Genomic DNA, 22,882 nt, shown 5'->3' on the forward strand with positions numbered 1-22,882 from the left:
GGGCCGGTGGCCCGGTCCTACCGTCCGTCGGCATGACCCTGACATACAGCTCGGTGCCGCGTCCGGCGGCGGCCCGTCCGCCCCGGCCACCCGTCCTCCGTGCCCTGCTCTCCGTCCTGACCGCTCTGGCGGCCCTGTCCGCCCTGCTGCTGTCCGCGCCCGGCACCCTCGCCGCCCCGGCGGCAGCGGACGACCGCGCCGCCGGCCCCGGGGCGGGCGCCGGCGCCATCCCGTACGCCGGGACGATCGAGCAGGTCAGCGGCTTCGGGACGAACCCGGGCGCGCTCACCATGTACCGCTACACCCCGCCCGGCCTGCCGTCCGGCCGCCCGGTCGTCGTGGTGCTGCACGGCTGCACCCAGACCGCCCCCGACTACGGCACCCGCAGCGGCTGGCTCCAGCTGGCGGACCGCTGGGGCTTCTCCGTGGTGCTGCCCGGCCAGACCACGCTGAACAACCTCAACCGCTGCTTCAACTGGTTCCTGACCGGCGACATCACCCGCGGCCGGGGCGAGGCCGAGTCCATCCGGCAGATGGCCGACCGGCAGCTCGCCGACACCGGCGGCGACCGCTCCCGGGTGTACGTCACCGGGCTCTCCGCGGGCGGGGGCATGACGGCCGTGATGACCGCCGCGTACCCGGACCGGTTCGCCGGCGGCGGCGTGGTGGCCGGGCTGCCGTACGGCTGCGCGCAGGCGGCCGGGTCCCCGTACGTGTGCATGTACGTGGGCGCGACCCAGACCCCCGACCAGTGGGGCGACCGGGTGCGCGCCGCCGCCCCCGCCGGGTACACCGGCCCCTGGCCCCGGATGACGGTGGTGCAGGGCACCGCCGACACCACCGTGCGGCCGGTGAACATGACCGACCTCGTCGCCCAGTGGACCGATGTGCACGGCACCGACCGGACCCCGGACGCCACCGACACGGTCGCCGGCCAGCCGCACCACGTCTACCGGAACGCGGGCGGCACCACCGTGGTGGACACATACACCATCAACGGCATGGGCCACGGCCAGCCGGTCGCCCCGGGCACCGGGCCCCAGCAGTGCGGGAGCACCGGCCCGTACCTGCTGGACGTGGGGCTGTGCGCGGCCCACTGGATCGGCACCGGCTGGGGCCTGGACCGCGCCTGAGGCGGTGACCGGCCCTCGGTGACCGGGGCCGGGAGCCCGTGCCGGTGCTCTGCCGGTGCCGATCTTCTGCCGGTGCCTGGCCGGTTAGGGGGCCCGTGCCCGTGCCTGGCCGGTGCGGGTGCCGGTGCTTGGCCGGATCGGGTGCGGTGCCGGTGTCCGGGGCCGCACGGGGTCCGGCCGCTCCGGGCGCGAGGGAGGGCCGGACGAGCCCGGTGCCGGGTGGGCGGATCGGTGCGCGTGGGGGGCGGGCGGGTCGGTCGGACGGGGTGCCGGACGGCGGGGCGCTGTGCACGCTCAGCTCAGGTCGCCCGCCGCACTGGGGACGACATCTCGATATGTCGATACAAGGGGGATGGGGACGGGCCGGTGGGCGCCGGCGCCCCGGCGACCGCCACCAGGGGCCCACGGCCCACCCGGGCCCACGGCCCACCGCGACCGCGCCCGTCCGCGACCGCCGCCCACCCTGAGCCCACGGCCCGTCCGCGACCGTCGCCCACCCGGACCCACCGCCCGCCCGTGACCGTCGCTCACCCGCGCGCGCGACCGGCCCGCGGGGCGGTCCGCCGGGCCCCGCCGACGGCGGCGGCCAGGGCGAGCGCCCCCGCCACCGCCGGCGCGGCGTAACCGGCGTCCGCCCCGAGGTGCTCGACCGTCCATCCGCCGGCCGCCGCACCGGCCGAGATGCCGACCAGCAGCCCGGTGTAGACGGTGGTGATGCCCTCGTTGAGCCGGGCCGGCGGCAGCACCCGCTGCACCAGCGACATCCCGGTGATCATCGTGGGGGCGGTCGCCATGCCGGCGAGCAGCAGCAGCACCGCCAGGACGGGCAGGTTGCCGGCGAGCAGCAGCGGCGGGACCGCGACCGCCATCGCCGCGGCCCCCGTCACGAACCGCGCGGTGGCCGAGCCGCGCACCGGGAGCGTGCCGAACACCAGCCCCGCCACGCAGGAGCCGGCGGCCTGGAGCGCCAGCACCGCGCTGCTCGCCGTCCCGCTCCCGTACGACTCCACGGTGGCGACCGTGGCGACCTCCATGGAACCGAAGAGCGCACCGGTCGCCAGGAAGGTCACCAGCACCATCCGCAGTTCGGGGATGCGCAGCGGGGCGCCGGCACCGGCGGCGGTACCGTCCGCGGCGGTCGTGCGCGGGTGCGGCGGCGGTTCGGTGGTCCGCTGGGCGGCGAACGCCAGCGTCCCGGCGACCATCAGCGTCGCCCCGGTCAGTAGCCCGGCCTCCGGGAACACGGTGGTGCACAGCACCATCGCCAGCGCCGGGCCGACCATGAAGCACAGTTCGTCCACGACCTGCTCGAAGGAGTTGGCGGTGTGCCGGGCCGCCGCGTCGTCCCGGTACAGCTCGGTCCACCGGGCGCGGGTCATCGCCCCCACCCCGGGCACCGCCGACGAGCTCACCGCGCACACGAAGAGCGTCCACGCCGGGGCGTCATGGTGGACGCACAGCAGCATGGCCGCCATCCCGGCCGCGAACACCAGGACGGCGGGCACCGCCACCCGAGACTGCCCGTACCGGTCCACCAGTCGCCCCAGCAGCGGCGAACAGACCGCGGTGGCCGCCACGCCGGTGGCCGACACCGCCCCGGCGAGCGCGTACGAGTCCCGGGTGAGCGCCACCATCAGCACGATGCTCACGCCCAGCATCGACCCGGGCAGGCGGGCGACGAGGGCGGTGAGGGTGAAGGCGAGCGAGCCGGGGGCGGCGAAGAGCCGCCGGTACGGGGCGAGGAACGAGCCCCGGCGGGGGCCTGCCGCCCCGTCCCGGCCCCCCGATACCCCGTCCCGGCCGTCGGGCGCCCCGTCCCGGTCACCGGCAGCCGTGCCTTGCCCCCGGGCGCCCCTGTCACCGCCGTCCCCGCCCTGCGCCGGTACGGTCCGGGAGCCGCGGCCCCCACCGGAACCGGCCCCCGCGGCCGACGCCCCGGCGGTACCGGTCGCCGCGGCGGCGGAAGCCCCGGCAGTACGGACCGCGGCAGTACCGGGTCCCGCGGCGGCACGGGCCGCCACCCGGGCGGCACGGGTGGGCACGACAGGACGGGAGGCGAGGAAGAGGATCACCCCACCACGGTGGCGGCGCGGCACCGCCCGGGTCCAACACCTTCCTGACGTCCATTCACACACTGGCGTTGTGAATGCCCGAGGGGGAAGGATGGGCGGGTGCCCCAGGACATAGAGCCGCGGCTGCTGCGGTCCTTCACCGCCGTAGCCGACGAACTGCACTTCACCCGCGCCGCCGCCCGGCTGTTCGTCGCCCAGCAGGCCCTCAGCCGTGACATCCGGCGGCTGGAGGTGCAGTTGGGCGCCGACCTCTTCGTCCGCACCACCCGGCAGGTCACCCTCACCCCGGCCGGGGAACGCCTGCTGCCGCACGCCCGCCGGGTGCTCGCCGCCCACGACCAGCTGACCGCGGCGTTCGTCCGCACCGAACGGCCGCTGCTGGTGGACGTCGGCGCCAAGGTCGGCACCGCGTACCAGGTCCTCACCCGCACCCGTGCGGCCGTCCCCGACCTGGAACTGATCGCCCGTTTCCACAGCGGCCTCACCGGCGCCGCCGCCGAGATCCTGGCGGGGCGCCTGGACGTCTCCTTCGGGCGGGTGGCGGGGCTGCCGCCGGCGGCGCTGGCGGGTCTGGAGCACCGGCCGGTCCGCCACGAGCCGATGACCGTACTGCTGCCCGAGGACCACCCGCTCGCCGGCCGCCGGGAGATCCCGCTCGCCGCGCTGGCCGGCGAGACGCTCTACGCCGCCGCCGGCAACACCGCCACCGCCGAGTGGACCGACCTGGCCGAGCGGCTCTTCGCCGGCCGCGGCATCCACATCGCCGAACCGTTCCCGGAGATCGACGGCGAGGAGGAGTTCATCCGCGTCGTCCGCAGACGCCGCTGGTCGGTGCTGGCCAGCGTGGAGTTCATCGAACTGCCCGGCATGGTGCTGCGGCCCATCGTGGACCCGGTGCCGCTCTCACCGATCTCCATGGTCTGGCGCCGCGGCCTGCGCCACCCGGGCCTCGACGCCCTCCACCGCACCGTCAGTGACCTCGCCACCCGCCACCACTGGCTCCACCGCCCGCCGGACTCCTGGCTCCCCGCCCCGGACGCCCGCCTGACCGGGGCCGGCTGAGTCCGGTATTCGTCCCGGGCGGCCCCGGGCCATGCGGAGCGCGTCATGCGGTTCCGCGCAGCGGCCCGAAATGGGAAGGTGCGCGATGGTCCCCGTTGTCCTCATGCCACGAGAAATTCGCAGCCTGCACGTATCCTTCCCCTCCGTTGAGGAGAAAGAGCGAGCCGTGGTCGCAGGCGGGTGTACTCGGGGGCAGAACATCCGCCATCTCCTGAGAGGCGGCCCGCTCGACTCTCAGCGATTCATAACTAGGCTGGAGATGCATCAACGCCACGGCGGAGAACAGAACATCGATCCGAGTAGCGTATTTCTGCGGGTGAAAGCTCCGCAGAAGCAGGGTCGAGTGGGTGACGGAGTACTGCCAAACCTGAAACTTACGGATCCAGTGAGCCACTTCGTCCACGGTTGTCTCCTCGGGATGGATCGGACCGTCGGGTTACAAGACGTGGGACGGCTGCTGCGGCCCCCCGGACGGCGCGTTCCGCTTCGCCATGACTGCCTCCACAAACTCTTCGGGTGGTAGGTACTTGTGGTCAATGACGTAGTGCAGCACAAGGTCCGGGGCGACCAGCCACGCTCCGTCAGGCGTGACCACTCGCACCTCCGCACTCCCCAGGACAATCGTTCGGCCTCCTGCCTCCATGGTGATCGGGTAGGGCGGTGGCGAGGACGCATGCACGAGGTTGCACACGTGCCAACCGCGCGTCTTCGCGTGGCTGCTCTGCGCGCAAAGGTCGGCCAGCGCGCCGATGAATTCGTCCGGTGCCTCGCCGCTGTGAAATGCGTTCTCCCCGTCCAGCCATCCCACATTGAAGGCTGCAACGGTCGAAGGGACCGTATTCGGTAGGTAGCTGTAAGGTGATAGATCGGTAAAGTATGTCATGTGGAGATATTCCTTGGTTACTGCATTGCAGATCTGCATGCCGGCCAATGAATTAATCCCATGTTGGGCTGCAGTAGCTGCGATAGGTAAACTGGCGCGCTAACCGTCAACTTCCGCGGGACTCCCTCTCGGTTGCGAACCCAGCCGTCATCCTGCTCGCCCCTCACTGGTTCCCTGAGCTCGACACCGCCTGACCGGAGCGGGGCTTCCTCGACCCTGGTGGATACGCCTGACAGGCCCGGCCCTCAGGGACGGGGTGGTTCCGGACTCCCGGTGAATTCCAGAACGCTCGCCGACCATCTTTGTTCCGCACGCGGGACAGTGCTACCGGTAGGTGTGTGCCCGTACGCGGTCCAGGCCGTCCGGGAAGAGGGGGACGGCCGGGGCGGGTGTGATCAATCGATGTAAACGGGCCAGGTCAGCTAAGGTTGCTTCACTCAGTGCCACGCAAGGGGCCGAATCGCGATGGAGAATGAGGGCCACCCTCATCTTCATGCCATCGGCAATGGGATGCGTGGACGTATCCCTGCCCGTCGTTTACCAGAAAAACCGAACCGTGATTCGGGTCGTGCGAATCGGGCAGCAATTCCCTGGCCTCGGCCAAGGTTAGCCTGTCGATCGAGAGCCTTTCCATGTCAGGTTCAAGATGGATGAGTTCGACGTTGCTGAAAAGGACATCAATTCGCGTGTCGTACCGCGTGACATCTACACTTCTCAGGAGAAGTTGGGAATAACTGGCCGTGTAATGCCATAGGTGAAAATTCCGATGCATCTCAATGATGCGTTCCATGGCTTCAAGCTCCTGGGAAGTTAGAGTGGGCAGAGATGTCCTGGTAACGGAGTCGCCGACTACTGCCATTTCCCTCTCGGTTGCGAACCAGTCGCCATCCTGCTCACCTCGCTGGCTCCCCGAGCCCGACGCCCGCCTGACCCGGGGTGGGGACACCTCGGCCCTGGCGGATACGCCTGACGGGCCCGATCCTCAGGAACGGGGTGGTTCCGGGCTCCCGACGAATTCGAGAACGCTCGCCGACCATCTTGTTCCGCACGCGGGGCAGTGCTGCCGGTAGGTGTGTGGCCGTCCTCGGTTCAGGTCGTCCAGGAAGAGGGGGACGGCCGTAGCGGTGCGATCGCTCGATGTCTTTTCTGTCTGCTCTGCAATGCACCGTGGTCATCTACAGTGGGCGAGATCACTGGGACTCGTTGTGCTGAGTGAGGCGAGCTTGCCAGGCCATCCAGTGAAGAATTTGATCCCTGGTCCGTCGTTTTGCTGAAGGTAGGTCCTTGATGTCCTTCTTGGAGATGTCGAGGCGACCGAAGTGGAATTTTGGCCGAATTCCGTTATCCAATTGCATGCCGTGTTGAAATTCGATAACCAAGCACATCCAGCTCGGTATGGGAGTGGGTTCCGGGGCGTAGGGGATAATGGCGAATGTGTGCCCCTTTTGTGGATTCAGCCCCTTCCCTTTTCTGCTGAAGCCGCTCTCGGAGGCAGTTTTGATCAGGGCGCTCATCTTCTCAGGGGTGGCCATCATGACTGCGGATTGTACGGGCCAGCCCAGCGCTGACTGGACGGTTCGCGACTCTCTGCGGAGCTTCCTGAGCATGCATATTTCCTTTGCTTGTCATCGTATGATCCAGATCTCGGTGTCGGTTTTTATTGTCGGGTGACGGTCGCTCCTCATTCTTTCGAGCGCCTCGTGTATTCTGTGGTTTCCTTGGCTTATTTCGCCGTTGCTGACGATAATGTAAGCGCCCAGATCGTCGGGATTGTTGATGGCGTCGAGTAGGCGGTCATCGCTCATGCCGCTCATGTCTCGAATTTTTCCCGCATCGCCATAGTCGGGCAGAGTGTACGCCTCCATTTCTTCAAGTCTCACCGGGACCCTACGGTTACGCAAATCCATGTCGGATCGTTCGGCTTTAGCTCGATCGCTTTCTCCGAACACCTTGGAAAGAAGCGATCTTACGCGCGAGGGACGCCTTCCCTCTGGGCACGGGGCGAGCCCGAGGGGATCGGTCCATGCGTGCGGGTTGTCCACATACGTCGCCGGGTTCGGGGCCGGGTCGAGTCCCAGCGGGTCCGGGGACAGGTAGCGCGCCGTCGCCGGGTCGTAGTAGCGGAAGACGTTGTAGTGGAGGCCCGTCTCGGGGTCGAAGTACTGGCCGGGGAAGCGCAGGGGCGTGTACGCGGTGCTGTCGGTGGCCCAGGTGGTGGTTCCCCAGAGGGTGCTGCGGGTGCGCCAGGCGATGGTGCCGGTCTCGTCCACGAGTTCGGTGGGCGTGCCGACCAGGTCGGTGACGATGGCGAAGAAGCGGGAGTCGATCTCCCGCTGGGTGGTGGCGTCGGTGATGCGTTCGGTCTGGGCGACCGGGCGCAGGCCCGCGTGGTCCCAGGTGAGGGTGACCGGGTGGCGGAGAGCGGGGGCCGTGGTGGTCTGCTCGACGAGGGTGGGGCCGTCCCAGGTGAAGGTGGTCTCTTCGGCGATCTCGCCGTCGGCGTCCATGCGCTGTTTGGCGATGCGGCGGCCGAAGGGGTCGTAGCGGTAGCGCCAGGTGGTGCCGTCCGGGGTGATGACGGCGCGCAGGCGGTCCTCGGCGTCCCACTCGTAGCGCCAGATGTCGGGCTTCTTGGAAAGCCGGGTCTTCCGGCGGACGGTGAGGCGGCCGGCCTCGTCGTGCTCGTAGCGGTGGTCGCCCGCGCGGGTGAGGCGGGTGCCGGTGTAGGCGCGGGTGCCGGCGGCCTCCTGGGAAGGATGCTCCGCGGGCCAGGCGGCCCGGGTCAGGTTGCCCGCCTCGTCGTAGGCGTAGTTCTCGGTCCAGGCACGGGCGTGGACGGCGGTGACCCGGCCCGCCGGATCCAGGTCGAAGGAGCGCGGGCCGTTGAGGTGGTCGTCTAGACCGACGAGGTGGCCGTCGGCGCGGTAGGTGTAGGCCCGGTGCTGGACCAGTGCGCCGTCGGCGCCGGTGAGTGACTGGCCGGTGAGGCGGCCGAGCGGGTCGAAGGTGTGGGCGAGGGTGAGCGTGTCCCCGATGCGGCGCGTGGTCTCGCGTCCGGCGGCGTCGTGGACCGAGTCGAGGGTGTGGCCGGCGATGGTGAGGGAGGTGCGGTTGCCCGCCGCGTCGTAGGAGTAGTGGGTGGTGGCACCGGTGGGGCTGGTGCGGCGGGTGCGGCGACCGACCGGGTCGTAGGTGTGGGTGAGGACCCGCCCGGCGACCATCTCCGACTTGACCCGGCCGAGCCGGTCGCGCTGGTAGACGACTTCGGCGTCCGGGCCGGCCGCGGAGAGCAGCCGGCCGGCGGGGTCGTAGGTGTAGGTGGTGATCCGGCCGTCGGCGTCCTTGCGGACGGTCCGCCCCGCCACGTCCCGCTCGTACGTCACCGTCTGGCCGAGCGGGTTGGTGCGGCTACGGAGCCGGCCCGCCGCGTCGTGGGTGTAGGAGAGGCGGCGGCCGTCGAAGTCCTTCTCGGAGACCAGCCGGCCCGCCGGGTCGTAGGTGTAGGTCCAGGTCAGGCCCTGGGGGTTGATGACCTCGGTCAGGCGCAGGGCGGTGTCGTAACGGAAGGTGTGGCGGACGCCGTCGGGGCCGGTGCGCGCGGCGAGCAGGTCGAAGTGCGTGTACTCGTAGGTGGTGGTGCCGCCGGCCGGGTCGGTGTGGCTGAGGCAGTTGCCCTCGCCGTCGTAGGTCCAGGTGGAGGTGGAGCCGTCGGGATCGGTACGGCGGGCGAGCCTGCCCTCGACGGTCCAGGACAGGTGGGTGGTGCCGCCCGTCGGATCGATGACGGTGATGGGGCGACCGAAGGCGTCGCGGTGGTGGACGGTGGTGCCGCCGAGCGGGTCGGTGATCTCCAGCGGCAGACCGGCGGCGTCGCAGCGGACGCGCGTGGTGGCGCCCGTGGCGTCGGTCACGGCGGCGAGGTGGCCGTGCTCGTCGTAGGCGTACGAGGTGGTGTGTCCGGCCGGATCGGTGACCGAGGTGCGGCGCCCCGCCTCGTCGTAGGTCTGCCGCCAGGTGCCGTCGGGGCCGGTGAGCGCGGTGGGCAGACCGAGGTCGTCGTAGACGACGGTGGAGCGGGTGCCGTCCGGCCCGGTGACCCCGGTGGGACGGCCGGCGTCGTCGTAGGTGTAGGTGGTGGTGGAGCCCAGCGCGTCGGTGCGGGTGAGGACGTGGCCGTACCGGTCGTATCTGGTGCGGGTGGTGTGGCCGAGCGGATCGGTGACCGCGACCACCTGGCTCAGGTCGTTGACGAGGTAGCGGCTGGTGTGTCCCTCGGCGGTGGTGACGGTGGTGACCCGGTGGCCGGTTGCGGCATCGGTCCCGTCGTAGGAGATCCGCAGGGACAGGTGGCCGGCCTCGCCGCCCTCCGCGATGCAGCGGTCCTGGTTGTCGTAGACGTAGTCGTAGCGGCTGCCGTTGGTGTCGGTCCACGCGATGACGCGGTGCTCGTCGTCGTAGGTGAAGCGCAGCGGGATCCCGGAGGAGCCGGTGACCTCGGTCAGGTCACCGTCGGTGTAGCCGTAGCGGACCACCTCCTGGTCGCCGCCGTCCGGCGCCGCCCCGACCAGATGCAGCGCGGTGATCCGTCCCCCGGCGGTGGTGAGCCGCAGTTCGTGGCCGGCGCTGTGGGTGATGTGCGTCGGGGCGCCGTCGCGGTCGTAGGCGAAGGAGATCCGGTGGCCGCCGCGGTCGGACAGCGACGTCAGGAGCGCGGTGCCGTCCCCGCCCGGGGCGCCGGCTTCCGGCGGGCCGGCGAAGTGGCGGGTGTGGCCGGTGAGCGGGTCGGTGAGCGTGTAGTCCCCGTGGACGTCCCGCTCCAGCGGCCACCGGGGGCCCGCGTGGGGCAGGGTGGGGACACCCGGTGCGGGGTGCGGATAGGCGAGCAGCAGCCCGTCCTCGCCGACGAGCACCACGCCCTCGGCGTCGATCTCCAGCCGCTGGTCCACGGTGCTCGCCCAGGACGGCCCGAACCACTGCCCCGACCGGTAGCCCGACTGCACCTGCCGGGTGAACACCAGCGGCAGCTCCCCGTGGAGAACGATGTCGGTCTGCGGCAGGTACATCGTCCCGGTGGCCAGGTCGATGGGGTCGGTGGGGCCGTTGCAGCGCTGCCGCGAAGGGGTGGTGTTCCGGTGCGGGTCACGGGCCAGCTGCTCCCGAGGGGCACCTCGGGGCGGCCGCACGTGCGAGGCGGTCCGGGCCGCGTTGACGCCGCTTCGCACACCGCCGAGCCCGCGGGTGCCGAGCACCTCCGGGATCATCCGGCCGAAGCCCTCGTAGGGGTCCTCCTTGAAGCCGGCGAGCATGCGCTGCCCGGCTCCGACGGGATCGTTCGCCAGCGACACCAGGCCCGCGGCGGTGTTGTTCAGACTCGTGAGGTACTCGGCGGGGTGGGTGATGTTGTACGGATCGATCGGGTTGACGCTGCGCACGAAGCCGATGACCCCGGAGCCGCCCTTGAGCACCCCGCCGACGACGTGCTCCGCGTCCAGTGCCAGCTGGACGTTCCCGTCGGCGACCTGCTCGCCGTAGGAGGGTTTCGGCGGCGCCGCGTCACGGGCGGTGCGGACCGCGGTCCGGGCGATGCCGGCCGCCTCGTCCCGCTGCCGCCGGGCCTCGTCCAGGATGGCCTGGGCGGCCTTGACCCCGGCCGGTCCGGGGTCCTCGAACTCCGCGGGCCTGACCGGCTCGGGCCCCGGATCGTCGCCCTTCCAGAGGGCCTTGGCCCATTCGGTCGCCGCGGAGTCGTACGCCGCGACCTTGTTGTTGTACGCCGTCCGTGCCGCCTCGGAGTTCTTTTTGGCCTGCTGGTAGGCGTCGATGGCCAGCTGCGCCTGCCCCTGGGCCCACTCGACGGTCGAGGCGAAGTCCTCCAGGGCCGTGGCGGCCGCCTCGCAGGCGTCCGCGGCCTTGAACCACTTCTTCGGTTCCACGGCCACTTCCGCCCGGAAGGCGTCGGCCGCCTCTCCCTTCCAGTGCGCTGAGTCCAGCCTCTTCAGGCCGTCGCCCACGTTGGTGAAGGCGGTCTGGAAGTCCCTCAGGTGGGAGACGGTGGTCCTGAGTTTCGACGCGCTGCCGTAGACGAGCTTCTTGGGGTCGTCCGTCTCGTCCAGACCCATCTCGGAGACGTCCGCCCCCAAGTGGTTCGCCACGGATTTGCCCTTGTCGCGGACCCAGTCGGCGGCTCCGTCCGCCCCGACCTTGTCCAGCCCGTCGGCCGCCTTGCCGCTGAGGTACTCGGTGCCCTCCCCGACCACTTCCAGACCGTCCTCGACGGCGTCCTCGATGACGTCGGGGGTGTAGTCGTCGAGCCAGCCCATCAGCGGTCACCCTCCGCGGGGTCCGGTGCCGTCGCGGGGGCGGCGTCCGCGAGGCCCGATCTGTTGGAGTCCGCGACGGCCTGCCACGTCTGCTTGCTCTCGTCCCAGGCCTGCTGGAAGGACTCTCCGCTGTAGTCGGCGCGGTAGGTCTCCCGGGAGAACAGCTCGTCCCAGTCCTTCCCCTGCACCTCTTCCTCGCTCAGGTGCGGGTTTCCGGCGACATTGTTCGCCACGACCTTGAACGTGCCGTTGATGTACTGCTCGTTCTCGTAGTAGAGGCCGGCGGCGATGCCGGTCCTGCGGGCCAGGGCGTTGGCGTCCTGCACGAGCGCCCGGACCCCCCACTCCCAGCTCTCGCAGAAGTCCTCGAAGTCCTTGGCCAGTCCGTTGTGCCCGGCCTCCATGGAGGTGAGCGCCAGCTCCGAGAACCCGGCCCCGATCAACGAGCCGCTCTTGCCGCCGCCGATGCCCTCCAGCTCGGAGATCGCGGCCCGCAGCCCCTCGGTGATCCCCTTCAACGCCTCGTCGTCGATCTTGAGGTCTTCGCCCTCGCCACCGCTCACCGGTGTCCCTCCCCGCGCGTCGTCGTCACCGGCGACAAGCCCCCCAGGTACGCCGCCGGCGGGGGCGTACCCGGCACGGTTCCGGCCGTCGACGGGGCCGCACGGAGTACGGTCGGGTCCAGCGCGGCCGCATCCGGCACGATGCCCCGGGCCGGGGGCAGCAGCATCGATCCGTCCTCGTCGGCGATGTCCAGCGCGACCCCCGCGGGCTCCTCCAGGGCCGGGACCACCACGTCCAGCAGACGGGCGCCGAGAATGCGCCGGTACCCCCATTCCCGGCCGGCGGCGTCCGGGTCGCGGGCCGTCAGGAAGCGGGCCAGGGACGGCTCACCGGTGAAGGCGTAGATCCAGCGGATGCCGCCCAGCCGGCCGCTCATCGGGGCGCCGCCGACGAGCGGAACCAGCACCGCGGTACGCCGGAACTCCCCGACCATGGTCTCCGGTTGTCCGGCCCCCGCCCGGACCGCCGCTATCTCCCCCACCAGATCCATATCCGGCCCCCCTCCCCGGCCACCGTGCCCCCGGTCGCCTCACGGCACCGGTCATCACGTAGAACACCGCGTCACCGCATGTTGACGCAGGGTGCGCTGCCGGTGGTTCCGGGGGCGGGTGGTGCGGGTGGTCCGGGGCCGTGGGCGGCGGGGCGCTCACCGTGGGGGCGCACACCGGTGAGCGCACGGTTTCTTGCACGTCACCTCGCGCCATCGGCCGGTAACACGGCCTCCCTAACGTCGGTCGGCGTACCCCCACAGGAGCACCGTTCATGCCCGCTGGAGGCGCGATGACACCCCCGACCGCCGACGCCGTTCCGAACAGGGGACGCTGGATCGAGGAGTGGGATCCCGAGGACGAGGTGTTCTGGAGGGAGAAGGGGAAACGCGTAGCCACCCGGAACCTGGTCTTCTCCGTCCTCTGCGAGCACGCCGGGTTCGCCGTGTGGAGCCTGTGGTCGGTGATGGTGCTCTTCATGGGACCGGAGTACGGCGTGGACCCGGCCGGGAAGTTCTTCCTGGTGGCCGTGCCGACCCTGGTGGGCGCGGTGCTGCGGGTGCCCTACACCTTCGCGGTGGCCCGGTTCGGGGGCCGCAACTGGACCGTCATCAGCGCCGTGGCGCTGCTGGTGCCGACCACGGCGACGGCGGTGGTGATGGAGCCGGGCACCTCCTACGGGACGTTCCTGCTGGTCGCCGCGCTCACCGGGATCGGCGGCGGGAGCTTCGCCTCCTCCACCATGAACATCAACTCCTTCTACCCGCTGCGCGAGAAGGGCTGGGCGCTGGGGCTCAACGCGGGCGGGGGCAACCTCGGGGTGCCCGCGGTCCAGCTCGTCGGGCTGCTGGTGATCGGCACCGCCGGGACCGCCCACCCGAGGCTGGTGCTCGCGGTGTACATCCCGCTCGTCGTGGTCGCCGCGGTGCTCGCCGCCCGGCACATGGACAACCTGGCACCGGTCCGGAACGACACCGGCGCCGCCCGGGAGGCCGCGCGCGACCCGCACACCTGGCTCATGGCGCTGCTGTACACCGGTACCTTCGGCTCGTTCATCGGCTACAGCTTCGCGTTCGGGCTGGTGCTGCAGAGCCAGTTCCACCGCGCCCCGGTCCAGGCCGCATCGGTCACCTTCGTCGGCCCGCTGCTGGGTTCGCTCCTCCGCCCGGTCGGCGGCCGGCTGGCCGACCGGTACGGCGGGGCCCCGGTCACCTTCGGGGCCTTCGCCGCGATGGCGGCGGCCACCGGGGTGGTCGTGGCGGCTTCGGCGGAACACTCCCTCGCCCTCTTCCTCCCCGGGTTCCTCGCCCTGTTCATCGTCACCGGGCTGGGCAACGGCTCCACGTACAAGATGATCCCGGGGGTCTTCCGGAGCAGGGCGGAGGCGCGGGGTCTGGCGGGTGAGGAGGCCGCGGCGTACGGGCGGCGGCTGTCCGGCGCGGCGATGGGGCTGATCGGGGCGGTCGGCGCGCTCGGCGGACTCGGCGTCAACCTCGCCTTCCGGGAGGCGTTCCGCGCCGCGCACAGCGGCACCCCCGCCTTCGTCGGATTCCTCGGCTACTACGCGTTGTGCCTGCTGGTCACCCGGGCCGTCTACCTGCGTGCGGCGCCGGCCGCCGGCCGGACGGGACCGGCCCGGGGCGGTGGTGCCGGTGGGACCGCCGGGGTCCTGGGTGCCGGTGGGCCGTGTGAGGCTGCCGGCGGTCGTGGCACGTCCGGATCCGGTGTGGGTGGGACCTCACATGCCTGTGAGATGCCCGGTGCCGGTGGGGTGAACGGGTCCGCCGGTGGGGGGTGGTGCGGAGGGGCGGCCGCGACCGGCCCGGGTGGAGGTGTGACCGGCGCCGGGCGCGGGCCCTCCCGGGGTGCGTACGGACGAGCGGCCCGTAGGGGGACACGTACGGGAGCGGACGGCCCGTAAGGGAGGGGAGGCCGTAGGGGGGAGGGGACGCCCGTACGGGGAGGGGGACCCGTAGGGGGCCCGTACAGGGGCGGGGCGGGGCCCCGACGGGGGGCGTCCCGTACGGGCAGGGGAACCCGTAGGGGCGGGAGAGGGGACCCGCGCGGGGCCGGAACCTGTACGGACGGGGGGCCCGTCAGGGCGGGTGGGGGAGGGGGCCCGCGCGGGGACGGGACCCGTACGGGTGCGGCGGGGGGCACCTTCGGGAGGGGGCGGTGACGAGGGGCCGGACCGGGTCCGTAACACTCGGGACATCCGGCCGAACCGTGCCCGCCATGGGCCGTTGGCAGGATGACAGGCGCCCTCAGCGGGGTGCGGACCGCCACGGCGCGCAGACGGACAGTGGATCGGGGCGATGACCATGCAGGAACGGAACGAAGGACAACGCGGGGAACCACGCGACGGAGAACAGGAGGGGTCGGACGCCGGACCCGTCGGGGGGCCGCGCGGTGCGGAACCGCGTGGCCCGGAACAGCAGCGACCGGGGACGGCCGTACCGGAGTCCGACCGACCGGGGACGGCCGTACCGGAGCCGTACGGGCCGGGCGCGGGGGTACCGGCCGGTCCGCCCGGCGCGGAGGGGGCGGACGCGGAAGCGCCCGCCCCCTCCGCCGCTTCCGGCCCGCCGCGCGTGCCGCACGACGCGCCGCCCGCCCCCACGGGGCGGCGAACGCACGGCACTGCGCCCGACCCGGGCGGCGGCGAGCGGGCCGGTACGGGGGCAGGGGCCGGTCCGCTCACCGGCTTCACGGTCGGGGTGACCGCCGCCCGCCGCGCGGACGAGCTGATCGCCCTGCTGCGCCGGCGCGGCGCCGAGGTGCTGCACGCGCCGGCCCTGCGGATCGTGCCGCTTCCCGACGACGCCGAACTGCTGGCGGCCACCGAGCGGCTCATCGCCCGCGCGCCCGACGTGGTGGTCGCCACCACCGCGATCGGCTTCCGCGGCTGGATCGAGGCCGCCGACGGCTGGGGGCTGGGCGAGGCGCTGCGGGACCGGCTCGGCGCGGGACGGCTGCTGGCCCGAGGGCCGAAGGTACGCGGCGCGATCCGGGCCGCCGGGCTGACCGAGGAGTGGTCACCGGCCTCCGAATCCATGGCCGAAGTGCTCGACCGGCTCCTGGCGGAGAACGTCACGGGCCGGCTGATCGCCGTCCAGCTGCACGGCGAACCGCTGCCCGGCTTCGTGGAGTCGCTGCGCGCCGCGGGCGCGGAGGTGGTCGGGGTGCCGGTCTACCGCTGGCTGCCGCCGGTGGACCTCGCGCCGGTGGACCGGCTGCTGGACGCGATGGTGCACCGGGGCGTGGACGCCGTCACCTTCACCAGCGCACCGGCGGTCGCCGGCCTGCTGGACCGGGCCCGGGAACGGTCGGTGCTCGACGAGGTGCTGGACGCGCTGCGGCACGACGTCCTCGCCGCCTGCGTCGGCCCGGTCACCGCACTGCCGCTCCAGGCCCACGACGTGCCCGTCAGCCGGCCCGAACGGTTCCGGCTGGGGCCGCTGGTCCAGCTGCTCGCCACCGAACTGCCCGCGCGGACCACGCCGTTACCGGTCGCCGGCCGACGGATGGAGATCCGTGGCCACGCGGTGCTCGTCGACGGCGAGCCCCGCCAGGTCCCGCCGGCCGGGATGGCGCTGCTCCGGGCGCTCGCCCGCCGCCCCGGCTGGGTGGTCGCCCGCGCCGAGCTGCTGCGCGCGCTGCCCGGAGCCGGACGGGACGAACACGCCGTGGAGACCGCGATGGCCCGGCTGCGCGGCGCGCTCGGCTCGCCCCGTCTGATCCAGACCGTCGTCAAACGCGGCTACCGGCTGGCGCTGGACGTCCCGGTGGAGCGGAAGTACGGGGTGCGGCACCGGGAGGGCGGCACCCCGGCCCGGTGAGGCCGGGCCCGGTGAGGGCGGTACCCCGGGCGGGTGGCGCACGGAGTCGGGTGGGCGGCACCCCGGGCGGGTGGCGGCCGGCCCGCGGCGCGCTGCCGGCCGGCCGCCCGGCGCCGGTGCGGTGCCCGCCGCCCGCACCGGCGCCCGCACGCGGCGGCGGGTGGGTCCCGGCGGCGGCCCGTAGCCCGCTGCCGTGCCCCGCGCCCCCGCCGCCGAGGTGGCCCAGGGCCTCGCGCCCGGCACGCACCGGGCTCGGGTGCGGTGCCGCCCCCGGCTCCCGCCGGGTCTGCGTTCGGCATCCGCCGGGGTTCCCGGCGCCCGGCACCCGCCCGTACCCACCAGCTCCCGCCGCCCGGTTTCCGCCTCCGGCACCCGGGCCGCCCCCCGCCGGTACGCCGGGGCAGGCGGGGGAGAGCCCGGCTCCGGACACGGGGTGTCCGGAGGGTGGAGCACGGAGCGGTGCGGGGTGCGTGGCAGCCTCCACCCGGTCGGCCGGGCACGCCGAGCGCCTCGCCGGTGGGCGGTACGCCGGCCGTGCCCCCTCCCGGATCCCGGACCCCGCACCCAGCACACCGGACGGACCCCGGCCCCCGCACGCCGGCCCCCGGAGACGCCGGCCTCCGCAGACGCCGGCCTCCGCAGACGCCGGGCGGCCGCAGACGGACGGCAGTGGCCCGGGCCTCGCGCCCGGTCTCCGTGCCCCGCCCGGGCTCCCACGCCAGCCGGCCGGCCGCCGGCTCCCGGGCCACGCCGTGTGCCGGGCCCGCCGCGCCCGTACCCCCCCGGCCTCCGGCCGCCGGGCGGGACCGCGCGTCCGGACAGGTGCGCACTTGCCCCGGTTCGCGTACGGTTGACGGCTGCCTCACGCACAGGAGAAGGGGGCCTGGTGGCCGCGCACAACGCCACGCACACCGCACCGGCGGTGGAAGCCCGGGACGGGGACGGAATCCGGGACCGGGAGATCCGGATGGAGCAGGAGCACCTGGACCGGGTGTACCAGCGCCTTGAGGAGAAGATCCACGAGGCCGAGTTCCTGATGGACGACGCCGCCAAGCGCGGTCAGGTCGGGACCCCGGGCGCGCTCGCCGAGCGCGACGCCCAGGTGTTCCGCGCCGGGGTCCACCTCAACCGGCTCAACAGCGAGTTCGAGGACTTCCTGTTCGGCCGGATCGACCTGCTCCTCGGCAAGGACGGTGAGCGCGGACCGGACGGCGCGTACACCTCCGTGGAGCCCGCCGACGACGCGGTGCGCAGTGACGAGGGCGGTGCCCCGAGCGCCGAGATCGCCGAGACGCTGCACATCGGCCGCCTCGGGGTGCTGGACGCCGACTACTCCCCGCTCGTCATCGACTGGCGGGCGCCCGCCGCGGCCCCCTTCTACCGTTCCACCCCGGTCGCGCCCGGCCGGGTGGTACGCCGCCGGGTCATCCGCAGCAAGGGCCGGCGGGTGCTGGGGGTGGAGGACGACCTGCTGCGCCCGGAGCTGACCGCGACGCTGGACGGCACGACGCTGCCGGTGGTCGGTGACGGCGCCCTGATGGCCGCGCTCGGCCGGGCACGCAGCCACACCATGCGCGACATCGTCGCCTCCATCCAGGCCGAGCAGGACATGGTGATCCGGGCGCCCGCCGCCTCCGTCACCGAGGTCGAGGGCGGGCCCGGCACCGGCAAGACCGCCGTCGCGCTGCACCGCGCCGCCTACCTGCTCTACCAGGACCGGCGGCGGTACGCGGGCGGCATCCTCGTGGTCAGCCCCACCCCGCTGCTGGTCGCCTACACCGAGGGCGTACTGCCGTCGCTGGGCGAGGAGGGCCAGGTCGCCATCCGCGCCCTGGGCTCGCTGGTCGAGGGGGAGGAGGCCGCGGACTGGGGCGGGCCGAAGGCGCCCGCCGAGGGAGCGGACGGCGAGCCGGGCGGCCCGGTCGGCGGCGACGGCCGGGTCTACGACGAACCCGCCGTGGCCCGGATCAAGGGGTCGGCCCGGATGACCAAGGTGCTGCGGCGGGCGGCGCGCGGCGCGCTGGAACGCCCGGCCCCCGCCGCGCCCGGCCGCCGGGGCGGTGCCCGGCGCCGCGACGGCGCCCCGCAGGTCCGGGGCGCCGCCGGGGACGCCGCGCAGCTGTCGTTCGAGGTGGCGGGCGCGCCCGCCGACCCGGCACCCGGGCGGACCCCGGCGGCCGAGCCACTCCCGGCTCCCGGCCGGCCCGCGGCCGGCCCGGCGGCCGAGACGGCCGTGTCCGGCCCCGGCGGTGGCGGGGCCGGGCCGGTCACCCCCGACCGGTTGCGGGTCGTCGCCTTCGGCCGCCGGGTGGAACTCGACGAGCAGGAGCTGCGCCGTATCCGGCAGACCGCGCTCGGCGGCACCGCGCCGGTCAACCTGCTCCGGCCGCGTGCCCGACGGCTGCTGCTGGACGCGCTGTGGGGCCGGTCCGGCGCCGGGCAGCGGTACACCGACCCGGAGCTGGCCGCCGAGGCGCGGCAGGCGTTCGACGAGGACATCACCTCCGAGCCGGAGTTCCTGGAGTTCCTCGACGCCTGGTGGCCGGAGCTGACGCCGCGCGCGGTGCTCGCCGCGATGGCCGACGAGAAGCGGCTGGGCCGGTGGGCCCGCCGCATCCTCACCCCGCGCGAGGTACGGCTGCTGGCCCGGTCCCTCAAGCGGCTCGGCCCGGACGGGCGGGGCCCGCTGTCGGTGCACGACGTGGCGCTCCTGGACGAGCTGAACAGCGTGCTCGGCGCCCCGGCCCGGCCCCGCCGCCGCGAGGTCGATCCGCTGGACCAGCTCACCGGGCTGGAGGAGCTGACCACCTACGCCGACCGGATGTCCGGTGGCCGGGCCCGTGACGAGCGGCTGCGGGAGGAGGCCCGTACCGACTACGCGCACGTGATCGTGGACGAGGCGCAGGACCTGACCCCGATGCAGTGGCGCATGGTCGGACGGCGCGGCCGGCACGCGACCTGGACCGTGGTCGGCGACCCGGCGCAGAGCTCCTGGTCGGACCCGGACGAGGCGGCCGAGGCCCGTGACGAGGCGCTGGGCAACCGCCCCCGCCGCCGGTTCACCCTCACCGTGAACTACCGGAACCCGGCGGAGATCGCCGAGCTGGCCGCCAAGGTGCTGGCGCTGGCGATGCCCGGCATGCCCGCCCCGGAGGCGGTGCGGTCCACCGGCGTGGTGCCCCGCTTCGTGGTGGCCGGCACGCCCGACGGGGACCGCGTGCCCGGCGGGGGCCGCGGGGCGGTCGGGAACGGTGCGCCGGACGGCGCGGGCGCGGCGGACCTGGGCGCCTGTGTCCGGCGGGAGGCGAGCCGCCTGCTGGCCGAGGTGGACGGCACGGTCGGCGTGGTCGTCGCCATGGGCCGCCGCGCCGAGGCCCGTGCATGGCTGGCCGGACTCGGCGGACGGGTGGTGGCGCTGGGCAGCCTGGAGGCGAAGGGCCTGGAGTACGACGCCACCGTCGTCGTCTCGCCCGCAGAGATCGCCGACGAGTCGCCGGCCGGACTGCGGGTGCTGTACGTGGCGCTGACCCGGGCGACCCAGCGGCTGAGCGTCGTGTCGGGAGAGCGGGACATGCCGGACGAGGCAGGCGTACCGGACCTGCTGCGGGACTGAGCCGGTCCCACGGCCGGTCCCGGGGACCCGCGGTCCCACGGCTGGCCCCTGGGGCCCGCAGCCCCGCCGGCCCCGGGGCCGCCCCGCCGGCCGGCCTCGCGGCCCGCGCCCCCGAGCGGTTCCGGGCCCGAGGCCGGTCACCCGGGCGCTCGGCCCCCGGCCGGTCCCGGGCCGCTCGGCGCCGGGCAACCGGCCGCCGCTGCCCAGTGGCCCTGTCCCCGTACCGCCCCCGGCCGCCGAGGCCGGGGCGGTACGGGGGACGGGGCGGGGCTGGGCGCGTATGTCGTCCGGAGTGGTCACGGGTGCGAGCGCCGAGCGCGTTCGCCGTACGAGGTGACCGCCGGCCGTGGCCCACCGGTGGTCCGACGCCCCTCGGTGGTCTCCCGGCGCGGTGGATCGACGCCCCTCGGTGGTCTCCCCGGCGCGGTGAGCGAAGGGCCGTACATGGGCCCTCCTGACCGGTGCGGTGGAAGAGGGCGGCGGGGGGCGTACGGGGGTGAGGCCGGGGCGGCACGGGGTGACTCGCCGGGGGGCGGGGTGACGGAACCGCATCCATCGGGCCGGTGCGACGGGAATCGGTTCCGGCGATCCTTTGTTAGCCTGGAGGTGGCACCGGCTCGATCCAAGCCCCCGGGCCCAACCATAGTCGCTTCGAGCGACCACTTGCCGCGAGGCGAGCATGGCGGGTCGGTGCCACCCTTACTTCCCCGGCGCCTTGGCGCCGGAGCCCGCCGCCGGTCCCACGACCGGCGGCGGTTCTGTTTCCGGCGGCGGCCCCTTCGGGCGCCTGCCGGGTTCGTGACGGACACCGCCGCCGCGTCGCTCCGGGCCTCTGCGGGTCTCTGCGGGTCTCTCAGGGGAAATCCCCACCGCATTTTCCGGGGGTGGTACCGCCCGCCCCCTCCTTGCCGTGCCGCTGTCGCCGGGGGCGTACCGGTACCGGGGCGGCCCGCGCGGGAACCGGTCGGGCCGCCGCCGCGTCAACGTCGGCGGAAGCTTCGGCGGAGCCCGGGAAGGGTCGTGGCGCTGCACCCCGGCGCCACGGGTACGGGTACCCCGCAGCCCCGCCGGCCGGGCCGGGAACTGGTTGCCCGCACCCCCTACCGATCTCTCGCAATGCGGAATAATATTTCCGAAAGCTGCCCCGAGTTACCTCGTACTCGCTGGTAGGTGCGACGATTCGAGGGCGCGGCCCGGGTCGGTCCGGTACGCCGCGACTGCCCGGTACAGCGGCAAACGCGACTCAGCGACAACGTGACATCAGGAAAAGCAGAGGAAGTCCGCCATGGCAACGGCGCCCAGCGTCTCCTACTCGATGACGATTCGGCTGGAGGTGCCTGCCAGCGGGACCGCGGTCTCGCAGCTCACCACGGCCGTGGAGTCCTCCGGTGGCTCGGTCACCGGTCTCGACGTGACGGCATCCGGCCACGAGAAGCTCCGTATCGACGTGACCATCGCCGCGACCTCCACCGCCCACGCCGACGAGATCGTCGAGAAGCTGCGCGGGATCGAGGGCGTCACCCTGGGCAAGGTCTCGGACCGTACCTTCCTGATGCACCTCGGCGGCAAGATCGAGATGGCCTCCAAGCACCCGATCCGCAACCGTGACGACCTGTCGATGGTGTACACCCCGGGGGTCGCCCGGGTCTGCCAGGCCATCGCCGACAACCCCGAGGACGCCCGCCGCCTCACCATCAAGCGGAACAGTGTGGCGGTCGTCACCGACGGCTCGGCGGTGCTGGGCCTGGGCAACATCGGGCCCAAGGCCGCGCTGCCGGTGATGGAGGGCAAGGCGGCCCTCTTCAAGCGGTTCGCCGGCATCGACGCCTGGCCGCTGTGCCTGGACACCCAGGACCCGGACGCCATCGTGGAGATCGTCAAGGCCATCGCGCCGGGCTTCGCCGGGATCAACCTGGAGGACATCTCCGCGCCCCGCTGCTTCGAGATCGAGGCCAGGCTCCGCGAGGCCCTGGACATCCCGGTCTTCCACGACGACCAGCACGGCACCGCCATCGTGGTGCTCGCCGCGCTCACCAACGCGCTGCGCGTGGTCGGCAAGAGCATCGGCGACGTGCGGGTGGTGATGTCGGGTGCGGGCGCCGCCGGTACCGCGATCCTCAAGCTGCTGATCGCCGCCGGGGTGAAGCACGCGGTGGTGGCCGACATCCACGGCGTGGTGCACGCGGGCCGTACCGACCTGGTCTCCGCCGACCCCGACTCCGCCCTGCGCTGGATCGCCGACAACACCAACCCGGAGGGCGTGACCGGCACCCTCAAGGACGCGGTGCGCGGCGCCGACGTCTTCATCGGGGTCTCCGCGCCCAACGTGCTGAGCGGCGAGGACGTGGCCGCGATGGCCGAGGGCGCGATCGTCTTCGCGCTCGCCAACCCGGACCCGGAGGTGGACCCGGCGGTCGCCCGGCAGACCGCCGCGGTGGTCGCCACCGGACGCTCCGACTTCCCCAACCAGATCAACAACGTGCTGGTCTTCCCGGGCGTCTTCCGCGGCCTGCTGGACGCCCAGTCGCGCACCGTGGACACCGGCATGATGCTGGCCGCCGCCGGCGCCCTCGCCGACGTGGTGCACGACGACGAGCTGAACGCGAACTACATCATCCCGAGCGTCTTCAACGACAAGGTCGCCGGCGCGGTCGCCGGAGCGGTCCGCGAGGCCGCCAAGGCGGTCACCGCGGACCCGGTCTGACCGCGCCGCGCGCCGGTGCCGCACTCCGTGGCGCCTCGTGCGCGCGGGGTGAGCGTCGTGATCGCGCCGGAGGCGGTGGTGTCCGGCACGGACCGATCGCCGTACGGTTCACGTCCGCTCCGGATGCGTTCCGTGCCCGTTCCGGACCGCTCGGTGGCCGCCCAGGGCGCGGCCCGGGCCGGGCCCGGGACCGGCCCGAAGGGA

14 protein-coding genes and 1 pseudogene are annotated in these 22,882 nt (G+C 73.3%); 6 read left to right on the plus strand and 9 right to left on the minus strand.

Going from position 1 to position 22,882, the window contains the following annotated elements; genetic code table 11:
* Nucleotides 1-32 precede the first annotated feature (32 nt).
* Nucleotides 33-1,133 carry an extracellular catalytic domain type 1 short-chain-length polyhydroxyalkanoate depolymerase gene (locus tag IHE55_RS18765; protein ID WP_197990071.1) on the plus strand — a complete coding sequence of 367 codons (1,101 nt, stop codon included), beginning with the start codon at nucleotides 33-35 and terminating at the stop codon, nucleotides 1,131-1,133.
* Nucleotides 1,134-1,660: 527 nt separating this feature from the next.
* On the opposite strand, the gene IHE55_RS18770 is transcribed toward IHE55_RS18765, so the two are convergent.
* A complete protein-coding gene (locus IHE55_RS18770; RefSeq protein ID WP_232266531.1) occupies nucleotides 1,661-2,791 on the minus strand; it encodes an MFS transporter in 1,131 nt (376 codons plus the stop codon).
* Nucleotides 2,792-3,304: 513 nt separating this feature from the next.
* On the opposite strand from IHE55_RS18770, the gene IHE55_RS18775 reads away from it, so the two are divergent.
* Nucleotides 3,305-4,267: a LysR family transcriptional regulator gene (locus tag IHE55_RS18775; protein WP_197990073.1), complete on the plus strand. Its 963-nt coding sequence runs from the start codon at nucleotides 3,305-3,307 to the stop codon at nucleotides 4,265-4,267.
* Between the two features lie 43 nt (nucleotides 4,268-4,310).
* On the opposite strand, the gene IHE55_RS18780 is transcribed toward IHE55_RS18775, so the two are convergent.
* From IHE55_RS18780 to IHE55_RS18810, 8 genes are all read right to left on the minus strand, one after another.
* Complete coding sequence (locus tag IHE55_RS18780) at nucleotides 4,311-4,670, minus strand: hypothetical protein (RefSeq protein ID WP_197990074.1); 360 nt, start codon at nucleotides 4,668-4,670, stop codon at nucleotides 4,311-4,313.
* A gap of 33 nt (nucleotides 4,671-4,703) precedes the next feature.
* Nucleotides 4,704-5,189: a DUF7919 family protein gene (locus IHE55_RS18785; RefSeq protein ID WP_232265621.1), complete on the minus strand. Its 486-nt coding sequence runs from the start codon at nucleotides 5,187-5,189 to the stop codon at nucleotides 4,704-4,706.
* 394 nt (nucleotides 5,190-5,583) lie between these two features.
* A complete protein-coding gene (locus IHE55_RS18790; protein ID WP_197990075.1) occupies nucleotides 5,584-5,940 on the minus strand; it encodes a hypothetical protein in 357 nt (118 codons plus the stop codon).
* A 192-nt stretch (nucleotides 5,941-6,132) separates the two neighbouring features.
* Entirely contained in the window at nucleotides 6,133-6,312 is a 180-nt protein-coding gene (locus IHE55_RS33525) for a hypothetical protein (protein WP_504740324.1), read from the minus strand.
* A gap of 28 nt (nucleotides 6,313-6,340) precedes the next feature.
* Nucleotides 6,341-6,757, minus strand: a complete 417-nt coding sequence (locus IHE55_RS18795) for a hypothetical protein (protein WP_197990076.1) — start codon at nucleotides 6,755-6,757, stop codon at nucleotides 6,341-6,343.
* A gap of 18 nt (nucleotides 6,758-6,775) precedes the next feature.
* On the minus strand, nucleotides 6,776-11,470 hold the full coding sequence (locus IHE55_RS18800; protein ID WP_197990077.1) for a putative T7SS-secreted protein: 4,695 nt from the start codon (nucleotides 11,468-11,470) through the stop codon (nucleotides 6,776-6,778).
* Nucleotides 11,470-12,033, minus strand: coding sequence for a hypothetical protein (locus tag IHE55_RS18805; protein ID WP_197990078.1), 564 nt, complete (start codon nucleotides 12,031-12,033; stop codon nucleotides 11,470-11,472). Before IHE55_RS18805 ends, IHE55_RS18800 begins: the two co-directional genes overlap by 1 nt.
* Nucleotides 12,030-12,524: a hypothetical protein gene (locus tag IHE55_RS18810; protein ID WP_307826735.1), complete on the minus strand. Its 495-nt coding sequence runs from the start codon at nucleotides 12,522-12,524 to the stop codon at nucleotides 12,030-12,032. Before IHE55_RS18810 ends, IHE55_RS18805 begins: the two co-directional genes overlap by 4 nt.
* A 290-nt stretch (nucleotides 12,525-12,814) precedes the next feature.
* Between IHE55_RS18810 and IHE55_RS18815 the strand changes: the two are divergent.
* The 4 genes and pseudogenes from IHE55_RS18815 to IHE55_RS18830 all read left to right on the plus strand — a co-directional run.
* Nucleotides 12,815-14,158, plus strand: a pseudogene (locus IHE55_RS18815) (MFS transporter); the annotation flags it as partial.
* 955 nt (nucleotides 14,159-15,113) lie between these two features.
* Nucleotides 15,114-16,361: a uroporphyrinogen-III synthase gene (locus IHE55_RS18820; RefSeq protein ID WP_197990080.1), complete on the plus strand. Its 1,248-nt coding sequence runs from the start codon at nucleotides 15,114-15,116 to the stop codon at nucleotides 16,359-16,361.
* A gap of 886 nt (nucleotides 16,362-17,247) precedes the next feature.
* Nucleotides 17,248-19,974, plus strand: coding sequence for a HelD family protein (locus tag IHE55_RS18825; protein WP_197990081.1), 2,727 nt, complete (start codon nucleotides 17,248-17,250; stop codon nucleotides 19,972-19,974).
* Between the two features lie 1,285 nt (nucleotides 19,975-21,259).
* Nucleotides 21,260-22,678, plus strand: coding sequence for an NAD-dependent malic enzyme (locus IHE55_RS18830; protein WP_197990082.1), 1,419 nt, complete (start codon nucleotides 21,260-21,262; stop codon nucleotides 22,676-22,678).
* Nucleotides 22,679-22,882 lie beyond the last annotated feature (204 nt).

Source organism: Streptomyces pactum (assembly GCF_016031615.1).
GTDB classification, from domain to species: Bacteria; Actinomycetota; Actinomycetes; order Streptomycetales; family Streptomycetaceae; genus Streptomyces; species Streptomyces pactus.